The sequence below is a fragment of the Pleionea sediminis genome, assembly GCF_007570825.1.
GTDB classification, from domain to species: domain Bacteria; phylum Pseudomonadota; class Gammaproteobacteria; order Enterobacterales; family Kangiellaceae; genus Pleionea; species Pleionea sediminis.
The window spans coordinates 26,756-46,752 of the sequence record NZ_SUNB01000001.1 but is presented as its reverse complement, the minus strand read 5'-3'; the positions used below and the strand labels follow the sequence as shown (position 1 = coordinate 46,752).

The following is a 19,997-nucleotide window of genomic DNA, read 5'->3' as shown; positions in this document are numbered from 1 at the left end:
ATGCATTTTTTATATCCTGTAATACGAAAGCTTCTCTTTTCCATGGAGCCTGAAAAATCTCATGATTGGTCTTTAGGTTTTATGAAAAAACTAGAAGACTCTCCCTTTCGTTTTTTACTCAATCAAACACGAGTTGATGATCCTTGTGAGTTGTGGGGGTTAACTTTTCCTAATCGTGTCGGTTTAGCGGCTGGTTTAGATAAAGATGCCGCGTATATTGATGCGCTTGGAGCACTCGGGTTTGGGTTTATTGAGGTGGGGACGGTGACGCCCAAACCCCAGCCTGGAAATCCTAAACCTCGTTTATTTCGTCTTGAAAAGTCCGAAGCCATTATTAATCGAATGGGCTTTAATAATCTGGGCGTTGATAATTTGGTGGAAAACGTAAAGCGTTCAAATTTTGATGGCGTACTCGGTATCAATTTAGGCAAAAATAAAGACACGCCTGAAGAGCGAGCGGCGGAAGATTATATAATTGGCATGGAAAAGGTCTTCCCGCATTCTGATTACATCACGATCAATATTTCCTCTCCTAACACACCTGGGCTTCGTGATATGCAATTTGGCGAGGTGCTCAATGAATTACTTCGTTCAATCAAGCAAAAGCAGTCAGAGTTACAGAACAAGTACACTAAACAAGTCCCTGTTCTGGTTAAAATAGCGCCAGACTTAAGTGATGCTGAAATAGAGCAAGTGTCAGACAGTTTTTTGACACATAAAATTGATGGGATCATTGCAACGAATACAACGGTTTCACGTGATGCTATAGCGGGCGAGCCCTTAGCAAAAGAGGCGGGTGGCTTAAGTGGGCGCCCACTGGAAGCGTTTAGCACCGAAGTTTTAAGCAAAATGAATCAAGCCTTGTCTGGTCGAATTCCGCTCATTGGTGTCGGTGGAATCTATGATAAAGAGACCGCGATCGGTAAATTTGCTGCCGGAGCCAGTTTGGTGCAATTGTATAGTGGATTTATTTTCAAAGGGCCTCGTTTGATAGAGGACGTTGCAAAAGCAGCCCAAATTCATTTCAAAAGGCGATAAATCGCAATTCAGTTTTTACAGGGCTTGATTCGTAGAATCTTAGCCATTAAATTGCCGGCTGCGATTTTGCTGGTATAAATACACTGTCGATGCAGTAGAGCAAAAAATTGAATATAGGGAATTCTTATCAACTGGAATTGACCTGCTATAGTTTTAGTCATCTCATAAATTTCCACGTCAGGTTGTTTTATGAACTAGAATATATCTCTACGATACTGTAGTATCTCGCATCCTTATATTCTTGGGGCAGATCATTATTAGCTCCTTTTGTTTTATCTGAATTTGAAATATGAGTCTTCTGATTCAAGTAGGAATGGGTTAACTACTTGAAATAAAAAGGATAAATGAATGCGTTTTTATAGAGTAGGTGCGCTCTTTGCGCTCTTCAGTCTCTCTTTGTCTCCATTGGCTTTAGCTGAAGTTGATGTTGATTTTCGAGCTAATCAGAAAATTTCCGTCGATTCTTTAAAGAATTCTTATGTATTGACGCTAAGTGATTGCCAACTGGTTAGTAAAATTGACTATCATGCGGCAAATGGGAGCTATTCGTTATCTTCCAACGATTCTGTGGTATCACCATCTCAACCCAATGGTTGCCAGTTTGTTATTGAAGACTCCAGCGCATCTAAGCTTTCTCCCAGTGCAACCATCCACTTTACTGATGGAACGACTCAAACTCACACCGAATCCTTTCAACAAGACACTCAAAACCCGACACTTGACTTTAAAAGCGCATCGATTGCAAATAGTGGTGATAATCAACTGCTTACGATAGAAGTTGAAGCTCAGGACAATCAAGACATTCGCTATCTCGGGTTTTCTGTAACCGGCATACGGGCTTCAGCACTTCGCCAAGCGGGTGGTGTTGTTGAGCAAGCAAAACAAAGTGCATTTGCTAGATCCCAGGGGGTTGAGCGTGTTTACCCCGGTGTTGAAGGTCAGTCTATTTATCGATTAAGTATTCCGGTGAATAGTGCATTAACTGCTGACGCGATAGCTCGTGACTCGATTGTTTTGTCGGATATTTATGCTGTTGACGCCTTTGGCAATCAAGCTTCAATTTCCAAGATCGCATTCACCGGCAGCGAGATAAGCGACAATGTGGTCTCAATATCAACAATACCCAATGATATTATTTTTACTAATGCGCTCGAAAAAGCAACCATCGTTCCTTCGGTGGTTTTTGAATTTCGAGGTGAAACTCCCCTTCCTGGGCCGGGAACCGGTGTAACCTATTCTTCAACCAACGAAGATTATGTCAAAGTATCTGCTGCAGGCGTGGTATATCCTGTTCAAGAAACCAATGGTACGGATGTCGCTGTCGAGGTTCGATATCCGGGCGTTGCGCCCGTGCTTATTCCTGTAGAAGTGGATTATACGAAAACATTATCTTCCATCCGGTTAAAAGATTTCGCTTCGGGTGACAATTTTGAAATTCCCGCCTTGAATAAACCCGTTTCTTTACCGTCGGTTGTTGGGGTGTTTGATGACGGATCCGAAGCTGAAATTGGTACTCAATTTGATATTCGATACAGTCTTCCTGATTTAGCCGAGGGAATTTTGGTTTTATCGAGCGATAAAACTATCGAAGCGAAGGCACGAATTCCGGGCACTTCGCCGATCACCATGACAATTTCACTCATTGGTTTATCCAATTTAAACGTCGCTTTACCTGTCGTAGCGCGCGATGCATTGCCAAATATCGAACTTGATCTTCCTTCTCAGATTTCTCCGGGAGCCACATTAAAACTCAAAGCAAAAACCAGTGATGATGTTGGCATCGAATCGGTCACTTACAAAGTTGATGGCTCAACCATTGGTATTCGAAAGCAAACTCCTTTCGAAATTTTATTTCCAATTACTGAGGATATGCTGGGACGACAACTGTCTTTTTCAGCTATCGCTAAAGATACTTTAGGTCAAACTAATTTATCACAAGAGAAATCAGTTAGAGTTGTTTCAGAGAATAATACTGTATTTCCCGATTATTCTTTTGAGCTACCCGTTGATAATCAGCGATATGTTGAGAACAGCCCTATTTTGTACCAAGTAGCTTTTAATCTCGGTGATCTAAGCAAGCCAGAAGAATTAATAAAGCGCTCAGGAATTACCTACGTCGAATATTTCTGGGACGGTGATAAAGTCGGTGATTCTTTGTTTGCGACTTACGATATTCGCGAACAACGACAAGCCGATGGTTCAGTCGTTGAATATTTGTATGAAGTTTGGCGATTTAATGGTCAAGCACCCAACATTTCGACCAATGAAACTTCAGCCTCTGTTTATGCGCGTGTGCATGTTGGCGGTGCAACTGAAAATGCGCCCGCTAAATTAGTTCGTGTTATAAAAAACCAATTTCCCAGTATTACAGTGTCCTCTCCTCAAGAGGGCGCCATAGCAACGATAGGTCAAACGTTTAATGTTCGTTTGACGGCGGCAGACGATACTTTAGCCGCGGGGACACGCATTCAATTGATGCAGAATGGTACAGTTATCGCGACGCGTGAGCATTCAGATTCTGAACAAATAGCCGAAGGCAATTTTGATGTTCGTTCAGTCACCAAACAATTCTCTGTCCCTATTATTGAAGAATACTTAGGAGAGTCTTTAGTTTTTCAAGGTCGTGTTGTCGACTTTCATGGTCTCGTTTCTGAATCTGAGCCGGTTTCTGTTCCCGTAAAAGCCGATCAAAAACCAACCATTGCATTAAGTCACCCTGTTGAAGGTTCGAGTTGGGTTTCGGGCTTGCCTATCGAATTACGAGCCGAAGCTTCTGATGATATTGGTGTTAAGCAAGTTCAGTTTTATGTTAATGAAAGATTAATCGGCACTGATTATCGTGCGCCTTATTCTGTTGTCTATGAAACGGAGACTTTGTCATCAACAGAACAGCGGTTAAGCATGCATGCCGTCGTAACCGATACAAAAGAGCAAACTGCGCTTAGTCAGGTCACTACGGTAACTTTGGGTAAAGATGAAGATAAACCCGTTCTTAATATTGTTTCACCTGAGCTCAGTGATTTGAGCGGGAGTAATAACTTAAGCCAAGTGGTAGAAAACAGTGAAGTTGTAATTAAAGCGGCAGGTTACGATAATGTTGGTGCTGCAAGAATCGAATTAACCGGTGTACGAAAAGTAGGAAATGATTATCTGTTAACAGGAAATGTTAACGATGTTATCACTGGCGATGATTTCAAGCTGCAGTCGATTCCCGGAGGAATTAATGCTTTTTCTGCGATTCGCTTGTTGACCGCTCCTTCATTTTCCAACCTTGCTAATACGGAATACGATTCCTATCCGATATCCGTCACTGTTTATGATGAAGTTGGTAATTTCTCAAAAGAAGAACGTATTATTGCAGTCGTTGCCGATCAACGACCCGTTGTTGAAGAGTTAAAGTTTAATCGTTCAAGTTATTACACAAAGGATGAATTAACTCTAAATATATTCGCTACTGATGACCGTGGTGTGGAGAGTGTGGCCGTTGAATTTTACATCGGAGATGCTACTTCTCCCTTGCGGACTTTGACAAAAGACACGAGCACGGGATTACTCGTTTCTCCCACTTTAAGTGCGCAATTTAATCTTGATTTGGCTTCACTCAATTTAGCGAATGAAGTATCTAACATTCGCGCGGTTGTTCGAGTGTCCGATACCAATGCTCAAGTTTCAAATGATGAAGAAACTTCGGCAAGCTTGGCGATGGATAATGATGCGCCTTATGCGGAGATCAATAATCCATTACCTTCCACTTTGCTTTATTCGGGGCGTGAATACAGTTTTTCATGGTTAGCAAGAGACAATTCCGATTTACAAACCGTTCGAATTTCGACGGGAGGTTCCAATCTAGTTAATTTGAATCCGTCTGAGAGAAATGAGACGGGACTATTTGAGCTGACTATTCCTCAAAATGTAGAGCAAATTGATTTTGAGCTTTTTACTTTGGACTCTTTTGGCAATACAGAAACACGAACCGTCAGTTACGATGTCGCAAGTGAAGTTGGCCCTACGGTCTCAATCCGTTCACCGGCCGATGGCTCGAGGCTATATGAAGGAGAGCAATTTACTGTAGTTGCTCTTGCAACTGATGATTCAGCCGTGAATTCAATGAAGTTTTTCATCCGTAGTGATATTGCTGGTGAAATCTATTCACACACGTTAAATAGTAATCAATTAAGAGCTGGCGATTATGTGTCTCATGGCATGGTGGTACCCAGCCGCGACGCAAATGGCACTATAGAGATTGGCGTGGAAGCGATCGATGATTCAGGATTAGGTAGCGAGGCGATTGTAGATATTGAAATACTGGACGATCAAGAAAGTCCTAACGTTGTGATGTTAACACCAGAACAAGATTTTTCTTTATTGCCGGGCAAATTATTTAAAGTTACTGGAGAGGCTAATGATAACTTAATCATTGATGAAATTCGTCCAGTCTTAGAGAAGGAAGACGGCACAGTTATTGATTTAAATTGGGAAACTTTGATTCGTGACGATCGAGAAGAATCGGTCACGGTTCCGGACCCTGTTACTATTGGAGAAGTTGTTGTTGCAACTCGTTTTTACACCGATTTTGAAGGTCAAATTAAACTACCAAAAAGTTTAATTAGTAATGCTGGCGAAAGTTTTGAGCTTAAAGTTATTGCTACCGATAAGGGAGTTAACTCAACAGATTCTAACTCAGTAACTTTGACTATTCTTGAAGATAAAGAAAAGCCAGAAATTATTGTTAAGTCACCAAAAAAGGATGTTGTTGAAAGACAGGTGCTTTCTGTTTCGATTGACCTAAAAGATAATATGGGTATTGGAAGTTACGCTGTCTTTGTAAACTCAGATTCAGAAACACCACTAGTCAGTGATTCAGGATTAAATGATGAGTTGGTTTCTATTAATCAGACCACGATAGGACAACCTATCACAATAGACCTCAATGATTACCATCCAATACCTGAAGAGGGTATGGACTTGCCACTCATTATTAAAGCAACGGACACAAGCGGTAATCAAAATATTTTGTCTTGGGTGATCCATATAGAACGTGATCAACCACCAAAAGTCTCTGTAATTAATTTATTGCCAGAAGATCAAGTTGTAAATGGAGGTATCGCTTATCAAGCATTTTCTGTAACCGATGATTATGCAGGGACTGAGCCTGAAGAACGAGTTCGCTTTTACCCTGTATATAATTCCTTTATTGATTCTACGGCAGGTGTAAGTCGTCAACCCACTATGGTTCGTGTCGAACACGAAAGCGGGCTCACTTCTCATTACGCTACGGAATGGAATTATCCTGAGAGTGTTGGTGTAAACGGTGCTTTGAAATTAAATGATGAAGATTACATTGCTTTTAATGATGGTAATCTGACGGTTAACCCTCAGCCTAGTATTGATATAGATAATCTTCATTTTAACTTTGATGATGGTACTAACGTTACTTATCGCATCAAATATTATAGTGACAATCAATGTACTGCCTTACTTAAAGAGGAGCGCATCGGGTCACTCACTGGAGTCATGCTCAATAGTTTGTTTAGTGGCAAAACGGTGGCAATTGATATTATTCCTGAATTTACGGGTGGCTCAACACCAAAGGACTTTATTAAAGGTGTACGTATATTTGCCAAGAACCAAAATGAAATAAAGTCGTACAAACAGGGTAACTCTAGTCAGGCTGTTTATCAGTCTAAGTATAAAATTTACTTGATGCTCGCTGATCAAAATAATAATGGGCAGACGGCATTTTTATTTGCAGAGAACGAACGTTATTTTAGTGCTAAAGATGAGCTTGAACTGCAATTAGGTTATTTATCCCCCGTACCTTTTATTGGTAATTCAACAAAGCTTTCAATATATCCTGTTGTCTCCGATCGATTTACTCAAGAACGTGGTGAACTCTCTATCGCAAAAATTAATCAAAGACTTATTGCTTTAGATGAAGAGCCTCCTGTTCTTGAAGTTAGAGCACCTTCGGCAGATGTTAGTGTGGTTGCCGCACAGCGGATTAATATTACTGGAACAATCTCTGATAACAGTCGACGAGTTGAATCTCTAAAGCTTTTGATTAATGGTGAGTTAGTTCGTGAGTTGGGTGGGCTATATGAACAAGATGAATTTAAAATTGTTCATGATTTACCTGATTATCTGCGTGGGGGCGCAACGGTTGATTTTACAATAGTGGCAACGGACGCCAGTGGTAATTCAACTTCGTCATCCGTTGAGGTACCTGTTGATAATAATGACGCACCAATTTTAACTCTGAAAAGTTTTCAGTCTGACCGTTTAATTACCGATTTGGAGCGACTCAATTATGGTGAATTTTGGGTTCGTTCGGGTGGTAATTTTATTGTCTCCTCGGAGCTTGCCGACGACGCGGAAATTTCGAGTTTTAATATTTATCAAATTAATTCGGATGGATCTAAAACGGCCGTTATTGAGCGAACTTATGGAACCAGCTGCCCAGAGTCACCACTCCTTCGTGAGACGGATACTTCAAGTATTCAATTTAATGAAGTAAACAGTACTTTGTATGAGATGGAGTTAACCGATAATACCGGACAAATCACTCGTCGAGAATTTATTGTTCATCCTTTAGCAAATGTTGTTCCTGCGGTGCGTTTTACGGTTCCATCTGATGGCCAGTTTATTGTTGGCGGTACTTTTAGAATTAAAGTGGCTGTTGCTGCAGCGGATGACCGAGAACTCAACCCAAGAAATATTAGCTTTTACTTGAACGGCTATGAAGTTGGAAGAGAAGAATCGAATTCAGGAGCTGGCGGTGAAGATGTTATCGAGCAAGCTTTTAACGATATCTACGATGAGTTTGAGAAAAAATATGGTGTTCAGGTTGCAGATCAATATGGGTTAAGCTCCAGTCCTTATGCCAAAGTTAAGGAGTGGGTTTTAGAATTTCCTTCTTCTTTAATTGAAGAGAATCAAACATATACTTTAAGTGCCAAAGTAATAGATCGTGATAATGCTGAAGGTTTTGATGAAATCAATATCATTGGAGCCGTCGATAATATTATTCCTGATTTATTAATTACAGATCCCGATGCTGGCTTCGGAGCCGTTGAAGGCAGTGATTTTACTGTCCAGTTTAGAGCTTTCGATAATGTGAAAGTCGACCGGTTGGAGCTTTATCAATCTTATGGGGTGCGAGTTTCTGACACTGTTTACGAACAGTTAGACTACGACTTGCCCGTTAGAAATATCGATCAAATTCCGGCGAAAGATTTTCTGAGTATTTCAACTGAGAATATCGATACGCCACTGTATGATCAGCTGGTTAATGTTCCAAAAATATCGGAATTGATTAATACATTCTCAACGTTAAATTTATCAGGTGATGAACGTTTTGATGTTTGGTTTAAATTAGTTGCAACGGATGCCAATGGCAATCAAAAAGACGTTGAAATAAGTTTCCCAATTCGTGCCGATGAAAAGCCGGTAATCGATATTAAGCAACCTGTAGATGGTGAGCGAGTGGTTGAGTCAACTCAACTACCTATTTCGGTAACTGCATTTGATGATGTGGGCATCCAACAAGTTCGTTTAATAGCGACTTATGGCGATGAGAATGTAGAAATTGCCAATCGATTGCTACGTCAACCTCCTTATAATTTTATAATTGATGTTCCTGGTTTCGATGCAAATAATTTAGGAAATAATCGATTACATCTTTATGTTGAAGCGATTGATACCTATGGTGTTGAGTCGGGCGATCCCGATCAGCATCGAGCTATAGAAGAAATAGACTTAGAAATTGTCGAAGACTTACCACCAACCGTAGCCATTGGTTTACCTGCCGATCAATCCTCTCATTTAGAAGGTTCTAATGTATTGGTTCAAATTAATGCGATTGATGATGTTGGCATTGAACATGTGGTTCTCAATGTTGAAGGTTTGATTGATGGTTCGCGCTCATTAACCGATAGTCGTGCGCCTTTTGAATTTTTATTACCTATTCCATACGGTCAAGCGGGCAATGACATTGTCTTATCCGCGACTGCCACAGAATTTAGAACGAATGGCGAAGCGAGAACGGTATCAACGACGCGTTCGGTTGTGCTTCATATCGAAGAAGATAATGAAGCGCCCGTAGTTGTTATTCAGCAACCCGACAGTGATGGAACTCAAGTTGTAGAAAGAGGGACATTACCGTTTGTAGCCTCCATAACGGATACTGTGCGCGTTCAAAGTGCGACAGCGTTACTGGGTATTGATGCCAACGGTGATAACAGCTTGTCTGATGATGAAATTTATGAACAAAGTTTCATGATGAGTCCTCCTTACAGCGGAAGTCTGCCTTTAAAAACGATCAATGAATATTTGGGTGATGAAAATTCGAATGCTCAGACATTGCAAATGTTATTTGTTATCAAAGCAAATGATGGTGCTGGTAATGTTGGTGACGACAAGTTAATTGTTCAATTAAACCGAAATTCTAAACCGCAAGTCGATCGGATCCAAATGCTCGATCCACAAGGTACATTACTCGGTAATGTTCAAGAGGTGACAGAACAAAGAGAATTTGTCATTAATGTTATTGCATCGGATCCGGAAGTGGGTGTCGACCGCGTTCAGCTTTTCAAAGCCATTAATCCTGAGACTGATGATGATTACGAGTTGGTTGATCAAGATAGTGCTGCGCCATTTGAATTTAATGAGAATGCACGTCAATTATCGGTTGGTGATGTCATTAGCTATAAAGCGAAAGCGATAGATTTGGATGGTTATGAGTCTGAATTATCAACTGCTAGAAACTTTACCGTTATCGCCGATGAACCTCCCACGGTGCAAATTGTTAAACCTTACAATGACGAATCTGTGATTATAAAAGGTGAATCGATAGAAATATTCGCCGAAGTCAGTGATGATTTAGGCGCTAATGGCATTGATCGGGTTGTTTTCTACCTGAATGATACGCCAGTTTATACCGCTTACGAATCATACGGTGATACGTCAGGCAGTTATTCACTTGAAAGAATATATCGCGCTGTGATTACTCCGCCAGAGGGTGTTGAAGGTGTCGTGATTCAAGCCGTGGCTTACGATGTCGCAGGACACAGTGCGGATTCTAATGTTGTTCGAGTGGGTGTTATTGAAGATACCGTTGAGCCAAAACTTGGTGTATTGCAACCTTTCAACCATCAAATTATTACGGCAGCGCAAACCGTTAGAGCTGTGGTGAGTATTGAAGATATTGGTTCTGAGATGGAGCGCGAAGTTTATCAAACGTGGATTCGGGAATATCAAGATGCTGCGGGTAATTGGAATACATTAGCCGAGCGAACTATTCAACTTTTCCGTAACGATGAAAGAGCTGAGGGTGATTCGACACCAGTGAGTGATCCCGATAATTTCTATTACATTTATTGGGCCGATCTTTCCGATGGTAATATTCTATTCCGTGGCAGCGGCAAAAATGAACGTTTACGTGTTGAAACTCGTGTCGATACCGCCGTTCATCAAGTGACACAAGAAACGGTTCACGAAGTAGGGCTCAATATTAGCGAACGTCGATATTGGTTACCTGCCGATCCAACAAGCCAGCCATTGGCTCAAAGTTCTGCTTCTGTGCATCAATCGTCGAAAAGCGTTTACTATTCGGCGCTTGCGCAATACCAAAGTAATGTGCGAGATGGCGCAGTGGTTGGGGCTTGGTCCAATCAAAGTCCGACGGCCGTGGAATATGGCTTTAGCACATTATCGACCTATTCTGAGATGGGTAGTCGAGAGGGTGCTTGGACAGGTATATTCTTAGCGGATGCGGTTGATGAATCGGAGCCAACAGAAAACGGTGAGCGCTTTATTTATTCTAGTTTATTAAATGGTGCTGCTGAAATATTTAACGGGACCATTACTGATCTACACACCGATGATGCGTTTATTCTGGCTTCAAAAGCCGGTGTTATGAACTGCATCAAACAGTGTGATTTTGCTAGTGCTCCGAAATTTGTGAAACTGTTAGCGCATGAAATTGAACAGTTTGCAGACACAGGTGAGATCTATTCGGAAAATGATTCCGGTGAGTTACTTGTTTTCAATACACGAAATGGTGATGAACAATTCGGACTGCCTTATTTATTAACTGGGCGTGTCGACATGCCATACAAAGATGTTTACGGAATAGCGCGAAAAGATAATATTGCGCTGGTGGCTAATGGATTTGGTGGTGTTCAAGTTGTTGACTTAAGTGACCTGAATGCGCCATACCACATTGGTTATATCAAACCAAATGGATTTACTCGTGATGTTAAAATTTCAGGACATTTTGCGTTTATCGCGGCTTCTTATGAGGGTGTCGTTGTAGCTGATTTAACGCAGCCTAGCTTACCGATTGTGGCAACTCTTGATACGCTAGGTGTGGCGAATCGAATTGAAATTTTCGGTAATAAATTATTTGTGACTAATATGTCGGGTGATGGGCAAGTATCACAATTGAATATTGTTGATATCGCAGATCCATACAACCCAATATTGACGAAGACTATCGATATTCAAGCCTCACGAGAAGATTTCCGTTCTGATGGTGTTTATGATGTGGCAGTTGTCGGTAATTTTGCTTATGTGAGCGTTTATCATTCGGATCAAGAAGACAATCCATCAGAAGGTATTGTCGAAATTATTGATTTGGGAAGCATAAATGATGCAACGTCCGATAATACTAAACCGGTAATCACTCATCCGCTTCCAACCGATGAAAATCCTGGAGCTCGCAACATGATTGTTGCGCGAGGCGCATTACAGATTTCTGGTGGTAAAGAAGGGATTTTGTCTGTAGAAATGCCGGCGTTGACGGTGTTGCGTCATACGCCTGAGCAAGATGCATTAAATGTAGCGACCGACATTGATAGCATTGTTGTTGAGTTATCGTCAGTATTACCGCCGCAAACGCCGCTCCTGAATTACGTTCAAGTCATTAAAGATAATCCGTCCATTGGCGCCGATGTGACTGGGCAATTTACGGTTTCCTTTAAACAGCGAAATAATGAACCGGCTTATCGCTTTATTGAAATTAAACCTCAAGCGGGTCAAGAGTTGGCTCCGGGAACGCATTATTATGTTCGCATCAAAGCCGGATTGAGTCCGTTAACCGGCTTTGCTTTGTCGTCCGATTACCTGATGCACTTTGCGACTTCCTCTGCGGGTAGTGACAGCGAACCCCGCTTCCATTCCATTTTCCCTGATCAAGGGGACATCTCGGGTGGAACACCGATTGTTATTCGAGGTGTTAATTTGGGCGAGCAGCCAAAGATCGAGTTAGGTGGTCAACGTTTATCAATCGAAAAAATTGAAGCGGCAACGCAGGAGGATCCCTACGAGAAGATTTTTGCGACGACGGTGCCCAATTATGCAGGACCTGCTGCCGTTACCATTACGAACGATAATAATTTATCGACAACGGTGTTGGGTGCATTTAAGTACGTTGATCAATTGCGTTTATCTTTTGTTTCTCCGGCTGTTGTTAATATCAGTCAGGCTGGTGAGAATGATAAAGTGGATATAGTGGGTTATGGATTTAATACCAAACTAACGCTTAGAGCTTTCCGCTCTGGTGATCCAGACAATGCAATTGTCGATACCGTCGATCAAGATCGACTGACCTTATACAGTGCCGAGCGAATGGAATGGGTGGTTCCTGATTTTGGCGACGACTTTAGAGGTTTTGTTGATATTGAGGTAACCGATGATCGTGGCCGAAAAGCCTATTTAGCGCGAGCCCTTTTCTTCGGTCGATTAACAGCGAATCGTATTTTACAAACGGAGAGAGCTTTCACTCGACAAGATATTATTCGATATGAAACCGATGAAGATATCTACGTGCCCGATCCCGGTAAGTTGCCGCCGGGAATCGTCGTTGATTTAGCATCTGATAGCGAATTGAATTTGGTTTACGCATTAGGTAAAGGGCTATTGAATGCGTCCAAACGACCCGCAGATGTTTTCGACATTGGCGAAGTCGAGCGTTTTTACGGGCCGGGCTGGATTTCTTTAATTCATTATGAAGAAGGTGATTTAGAAAATGCCGCACCGATGCTGAATCTTGGGTATGCGAATCTGCCGAGTGATCTTGTACCGGTTAAACTTCTAGTTTCAAAAGAGCATTTGTATGTGTCGGCGATGGGTTACCATTTCCCGAATATTGAGACGCCGAATGAAGGTATGTCGTTGTTATTGGTTTACGATCGAGTTCTTACATTACCAGGAGACGCTGACGAGCCAGAAGATCGCAGTCTTATTAATACCGTGAATTTACCGTTTGATTATCCGGTTCAATATATGGCGGAGCAAGATGATTTATTGGTTGTTGCGAGTCGCTTTGATGGTATTGCGTTATTGAATGCGAGTAACCCCGTTAAACCGGTAGTGATGCGCACGATTAAAACCGCCGTCGCGGACGGGCATTCCATTCGTTTTGAAACGGATGGTCTTGAAATCAACCAAGGTCGGTTATTTGTCAATGCCACTTATAAAATTCCGGGGGCAAAATATCCGTCGTCATCGAAGTTTGTATTTGACTTAACCCTGCCAACAACGCCACAAATAGCAACGCACGATACGACTCAACTTATGTCATTTGTGAAAGACTCGTCACTCATTGTAGGGATGGATAGGGGAAATAATTTTCAGTTAGACGATGTTTCTAATATACGTTATCCATTACCGGTATCGACTTATGATCCCAGGGGCTTTTCGATACCAGGCGTAACACAATCTCTAGAATCGTCAAGCTCCTTAGCTTCGTCTATTTCATATTCGGCTAGCCGATTTAGAAATGGAGCGGATTGTAAAGTTTACTTATCAATTTTCGATATCAGTCAGAAAGATAATCTTAATTTATTTGACGCGATGCGCTTTTTATCGTGCCAAGAGTCGGGAGTCAAAGTTGTTCAAAACGGAACGCTGTCGGACAGCTTACCTGTTGATGCGCAGGGCGTTACTCAATCTCAAATGATGACGCATTCCGATGATGGTTTTGTTATTATGGGAGTTGAGCATACGGTACCTAATGACATCAGTAAAATTTATCTGGTTGACCATTACGCACTTGAGGTGATAGACAGTCTTCCTCGTAACTTCGAACGTGGAACGCCCACGGATACCGCACTGTGGGTGAAGTTTAACCGAGCAATTGAGATCCCGTCGGGTGAAGTTGAAAGTGCTTATTTGTCCCGTTATTTATCGTTAATCAAAGACGATGGCAGTGCTTCTGGTCAAATAATCAATACGAGTCTAGCGATCGATACCCAAGATCCGTCCAAAGTTGTTATTCAAGTAGCGCAGAATCTTGATAATAACGCACAGTATAAAATTGAAATAAAATCTGAAATAGCCAGCCGACGGTCTGTTGGCTTAGTGAATCACACGATCGAGTTTGCCACCGGTTCTGCCCCAGGTGAGCGTGTGAGCATAGAAAACATCACGCCGCGCTCTATTCCTGTGACAGGCGGACAAATCTCTGTCTCGCTCAACGATGCAACATCGCCAACGTTTTATATTGCGGACAAAGTGGCTTCGATAGTCAGTAATTCAACAACGGATGGCTTAACGGAATATTTATTAAATGCTCCAGAAAATCTTGCCGGACCAGCGACACTGAAAGTTATTGAAAGTAACGGTTATCAAATTGAACGTATAGGCGCTCTTGAGTATGTGGAGCCTTTAACGATTAAAACGATTTCACCCAGTAGTGGAAATGTGAATGGCGGAACGCGTGTTCGTATTAACGGTTTAGGCTTTCGAGCGGTTAATGACTTGGAAATTCGTTTTGGTGGTATTCCAGTGGGTTCTGATAACATTTCCATTATTGACACTGAAACAATGGATGTGATTACACCCGCCGGAAACTTGGGTGTGGTAGACGTTACTGTCGAATTGGGGCAAATATCGATCACACTACCGAATGCCTATGAATTTTTACAACCCGCTCAATCGAATATTGTTAACTCAGGGCGCATTTACGACATGGTATTGGATCCAACCAATACTTACCTCTTTGCTGCGATGAGTAACAAAGTTGCGATTTATAATGTCGACGCTTCTACTTACACCGGTGGTGATGGTGCGACTTACAATCGAGACGATTTAGTTCGTGTGATTGATGAAGATGGTGATGGCAAAGACGATCGCATCCTAACGCAAGTGGAATTGCCAGGTAATTATCGAGCCATTGCTATTGATTCTTATTTTGAGCGATTTAATGATCGAGTTTTTGTCACCGCAGTTGAGTTAAATGGTGATGGTGAGCCGAAAGATAACTCGTCACGATTATTTATTATTTCTTTTGATAGCAGCGACATTAGCAATACGACATTTGTTGCCAATATGTCGTTGCCGGGAAGCTATTCTCGAAGTGTTGATGTGACCAATAACCGAGTTCTTTTGCCTCTGGGGGATAAAGGCTTTGGCATTGTCGACTCTTTCTTACATACCAAGTTATATCTGGCAGAACAATTTTTAATGCCGGATCAACAAATTGTTAATGATGTTATTGAAGTGCCAACGGCCGCAGGCGAAGCGCCCATCTTCGCGGTCGGGTCTGGAACCTTTAGTTTTGCATCGAATAACCTGGTCTCGCGTGATAATGGTTATGTGTCTCTAGTACAAAAACGGTCAAGCGATCAATTGGTGAGTTTGGGTCGTGTCAATATCCCTGCTTCGAAATTAATAGTCCATGGAAATTATTTATTTGCAGCGTCGGGTGATTATGGATTAACGGTAATCGACATTTCAGATAAAACAAATCCAAGAGTGGTCAACCGAATAACCGATGTTGGTTCGATTTATGATATCGATATTACCTTTAATACGCTTTATGTCGCTCGAGGTGAGCAAGGTATTTTATCGTTTGATATTTCACAACCTGCGCAACCGTCATCAACGGGCGGCATGTCAGTTCAAGGTCGTGCCCGATTCGAGCGTGTCTTAGCAACGTCGTATGCTGCGATCGGTGGTGGGGTTGATCTAACTGTCGATAATGAAAGTCGAAGCGTGATACAGGTTTTCCCTGATGTGCTTCTCAAATTAAGCAGCATTGATCCCGCATCCGGTATTATCGATCAAAATGCCACGGGCGAAACCAAAGTTCGTTTACGCTTTAACAAAGCAATTGATGGTTGGTCCGATAACCTTAACTATTTCAAATTAATGAATGCGGCAGGTGAAACACTGCCGACCGCCATATCGATTACAAATAATGACGCCATTATTCAGTTGGAAAATACCGATCAGTTGACTGAAGGCGAACAGCTTCGCTTGATGGTCTACAAAGGATTATCGGCAGTTAAATTATTAGAAAATGGGAACTCGATTGTTCTTTATCGACTCAAAAACGATCAGAGCATTCCGCTAACTTACCGTGGCACACGTGGTGATTCCATCGAAATTTTTGATGTGGTACCGCGTCGTTTACGGATTGATACACAAAATACCATTACAGTCAGCGCTTTAGGTGTCCCGACCAATGATTTAACTCAGGTAAACCTTTACTTGGGTGAACATGCTCTAACTATCGAGTCTGCTGAACAAAGTACCGATAATGCAAGAGTATCGATACTTCGCGCTACTGTTCCTCCGATACAAAATGCTGGCTTTTATGATTTAACGATCCGTGCTTTAAAACAGGGTGTTTATGAAGAACACACGTTATACGGCGCTGTTGCGATTGATAATTCAATTTTCCTTGAAAAAGTAACACCGCAATGGGGCCCCGTTTCTGGTGGATTTGAAGTGTCCGTTTCAGGACGCGGTTTTGAGCCTGGTAACACGGTGATGGATGGTATTCGTGTGTTTGTAGGCTCCACACCAGCGCTTAAAGTGACGGTTCCCTCAACTGAATTAATGACAGTGGTTGTGCCAAGAGGTACGCCAGGATTACACACCATTAGAGCAATTAATCGTTACGGCGATGAGTTTGAGTTAAGTGCCAATAAGGGTGTCGGCTACGGTTTGAAATTGATGTCGAATGTGAAACCTTCACTGGTATTCCCAACCGATGTTGTTGTCGATCAAGAATCCGGAGTTGCCATAACCTCTGGTGGTTATTTTAAAGATGGTAATGGACTACAAATATTCCAAGGGATTCCGCTGCCCGAGAACACTCGTGCCGCCACCTTTGATATTCAAGATCCTTATAATCCTTTACTCGTAGGTGGTTCACCAACTTTACCCAGTGGTCCGCAAGCGGAAGAGCAATTAGGGCAATTGGTTTTACGCTTGTCATTAGAAGCGAAAAAAGAACAAGCGGTGCTTGATGGTGGACCTGGCTTAACGCCCGAAGAAGAAGACATTTTAGAAAACTTAGCGATAGAGCCATTACCGCTCAGTTTGGACTCCTTAAACATCCAGGTCGTTAAGGAAGTGGAAGACGGTGTTGAACGCAAACGTTTGTATGTCGCGAGCGGTAACGGCGGTATGGCGCGTTTAAATCTCGACGATCAAAACGGCGTGCAGCTCTTGAGTTCTGTCTTCAACAATGACGGCCAGGCAGTTAATTTGGCGAAAGTTGATAACTCTGCTTTCGCCAGTATCGGATTTCCGTCGTCAACTGAGCTGAATGATGAATGTTCACACGCGACTGTTGTTGGGGAAACTAAAGGAAGTGTTCGTTCGGCCAGTATGATTGAGCCCAATGATCCTGTCATTGTCGACTCGCCAAGAATTGAAGCGGTGTATGGATTGCACGTGAACGACGGTTGGATATTTGGTGGTGGCTTGTATACCAACCATCAGTGGCAACCGGGTGGTCCCTGTTTGATGTATATGGAATTTACAGCAGACCGGGCGAGTTCTTTGGGAGCGGGTCGCAATAGTCCATCGACAGTTGAAGTTCAAGCCAGAGATTTGTTCGATTCTGAACTAACTCGAGAATATCAATTTGAAAATAATGTGCTCGACATTGTTTCGTACGGTGATTATTTAATTGTTGCTATAAAAGAATCTGGTGTAGCAATTCTTCACAAAGAGCGTCCGGAATTTAAATGGTATTTGAATGCGGACGAAACGATTCAAACGGTACCAGCGGAAGCCGTTAAGTTAAAAATATTTGGAAGCGCTTTATTCGTTTCTGGTTCTAATGGTGGTTTTAATGTTTACGATTTGGCAAACATTCAGGCACCGAAATTAATCTCTGCGGGTAACATTGAAAATGTTGAAGCGGTGGATGTATACAAAGATCGTTTGGTTGTTGGAGGCGGTAAATCTGGATTGACTCTACTTGAGTTACCAGGCGCTTTTGTGACCGAAGTGAGTGTGGCTCCTGAACAGGTCGTTGCACAAAACGAGACCATTGACTTCCGTTTTAATGAAGTCATGGATATTGCTGAGTTTACGAATCTAGATACTATTTCCGTGACACGTGTCAGCGATAACCAATCAGTGAGCTTCAGTTGGACGGCGACTAATGATGTTGATGGATTTAGTGACCAATTCGAATTGAGCTTTGCGAAAGACGCAGGTGAAAATTATCGAATCGAAATCAGTGATGGTCGTAATAAGCGAGGGGGAGCCCTATGGATTCCGTTTGAGCGTGTTATTCAGACCTCAACATCAAGCATGACAAAACCCGACATTCTTAATGTCGACAACAGCGTGTTCCACAAAGGAACCAATCAAGTTATTTCTATAGTGGGTTCTGGTTTTGATGCGGGCGCGCAAGTCTTCGTCAATCAATATCCGATTTCAAGTACCTGGATCAGCAGCAATGAAATTCAGGTCGATACTTCTGCCATTAATTTATTACCACTGGATGCCGGTCAGCATCATCTACGTGTTGTTCAATCGGATATGCGTGATGATTATCTGGGTGCGATTATTCTTGGTGACGATATTTCGGTATCGAGTTTAACGTTAGAAAAACAATCCGGACCTATGTCGGGTGGTTCCTTTAATACAATTAGTAGTCGAAATAAAGTCATTCTTCCGGGCGCTAAAGTATTGCTTCGCTCGTTAGGTGGTGAAGAAATTTATACTGAATTGGCTGACGAAGGTACTTACATTAATAACTTGGCGGACGACGTAGTCAATTTGAGTTCTTTCCGCTTCCGTATGCCAGGTGTGATTACGCCCGAAGTTTATGACATTTATTTAGTGATGAATGGCACTGAATATCATGCCGGTCGATATTCTTATTTGGCGGATCAAGGGCGATCCATTGAATTACCAAATTATCCTCCGATGGTCATTGGTGATTCAAAAGAACGGAATAACTTACTGTATGTCGGCGTTCGAGATGGAGCAAGTCCTACCGCGGATAACCGATTCTTAATGCAGTACGGATTCGAGATTTACGATATTGGTATCTGGGACAATCCAATTAGACGTTCACAATTACGTTTATCACAGCCTGTCACTGGTGTTGAATTACTCGATAACTTGGCTTTCTTAGCCGCGGGAACGAATGGCCTCACGGTTGTTGATATTCGCGATACTTCGACGCCTTATGTTATCAGCGAAAATCGATTGAGTGGCTACCGTGCAAATGATGTGGCTTTGAATCGAAGTAATTCTGTTATCGCTGTCGCAGCGAGTTCTGATTTAGGTGATGGATTTGTTCGCTTCTTCAATGTGATTGATGAAGAGCTTGAACAACCCGCAGACTACTCAACCATTGTCTTCAATTCAGGTGATTTGGAAGGACAACCGTTAAAAGCGCAGTGGCTTAATCAAGAGCTTTACGTTCTATTTGAACGTGGTAATCAATTGTATCTTGCAATCTTCAGTGACTTCGGTGCCAACCTGACCTATCGAGTTCAAGCGATTGATCGTGGAACCATGGGCGACAATTGGATGGCGGTTGATCTCTTTGTTCAATGGGGACAAATTTCAATTACCACAGGTAACGAATACTTGGTTCTTGAAGAAAATGCGAATGGATTATTTGAAACCGTTTATTGGCAGCAAACTGATGAGTCCGGTGGTGCTATTTCCTCAAATAATGGCGGTATCTTTGTCAGTAA

The 19,997-nt window shown here is 42.2% G+C and carries 2 protein-coding genes (1 of these 2 cut by a window edge); both read left to right on the top strand.

Going from position 1 to position 19,997, the window contains the following annotated elements:
* On the top strand, positions 1 to 1,038 hold the full coding sequence (gene pyrD, locus FAX86_RS00025) for a quinone-dependent dihydroorotate dehydrogenase (protein ID WP_144391296.1): 1,038 nt from the start codon (positions 1 to 3) through the stop codon (positions 1,036 to 1,038).
* 348 nt (positions 1,039 to 1,386) lie between these two features.
* Positions 1,387 to 19,997, top strand: partial view of an Ig-like domain-containing protein gene (locus FAX86_RS00020; protein ID WP_144391295.1) — the start only. Its footprint extends 23,011 nt past the window's final position; 18,611 of the gene's 41,622 nt are visible here — the first part of the coding sequence; the start codon lies at positions 1,387 to 1,389; its stop codon lies off the right edge, out of view.

Excerpts from the sequence above, each read along its gene's own strand:
- pyrD (WP_144391296.1), top strand. The coding sequence starts at position 1 with ATGCATTTTTTATATCCTGTAATACGAAAGCTTCTCTTTTCCATGGAG.